Origin of the sequence: Streptomyces griseus subsp. griseus (genome assembly GCF_000720255.1) — a bacterium.
Classification (GTDB): Bacteria; Actinomycetota; Actinomycetes; order Streptomycetales; family Streptomycetaceae; genus Streptomyces; species Streptomyces griseus_I.
The window spans coordinates 1-595 of record NZ_JOJE01000150.1; the positions used below are offsets into that span (position 1 = coordinate 1).

At 65.0% G+C, this 595-nt stretch carries 1 protein-coding gene; it reads right to left on the reverse strand.

The genetic code is table 11. From position 1 onward, the window contains the following. A partial coding sequence (locus IG99_RS43540; protein ID WP_037684584.1) for an alpha-amylase family glycosyl hydrolase occupies positions 1-595 on the reverse strand: 595 nt, incomplete at both ends.

Genomic DNA, 595 nt, shown 5'->3' on the forward strand with positions numbered 1-595 from the left:
CGCCAGCAGCACCGTGTCCGGGTACTGGGCGTCGATCTCCTTGCGCACCCGCTTGAGGAACTCATGGGTGGCGGGGAGGTTCTCGCAGTTGGTGCCCTCCTGCTGGTACAGGTACGGCACCGCGTCCAGCCGGAAGCCGTCGATGCCGAGATCCAGCCAGAACTTCAGCGCGGAGATCATCTCCTCCTGCACGGCCGGGTTCTCGTAGTTCAGGTCCGGTTGGTGGGAGAAGAACCGGTGCCAGAAGTACTGCTTGCGGACCGGGTCGAAGGTCCAGTTGGAGGCCTCGGTGTCGACGAAGATGATCCGGGCGTCCTGGTACTGCTTGTCGTCGTCGGCCCAGACGTAGTAGTCGCCGTACGGGCCGTCGGGGTCCTTCCTCGACTCCTGGAACCACGGGTGCTGGTCGCTGGTGTGGTTCATGACGAAGTCGATGATGACGCGCATGCCGCGCTGGTGGGCGGCGTCGACGAACTCGACGAAGTCGGCGAGGTCACCGAACTCGGGCAGGACGGCGGTGTAGTCGGAGACGTCGTAGCCGCCGTCGCGCAGCGGAGACTTGAAGAAGGGCGGCAGCCAGAGGCAGTCGACACCG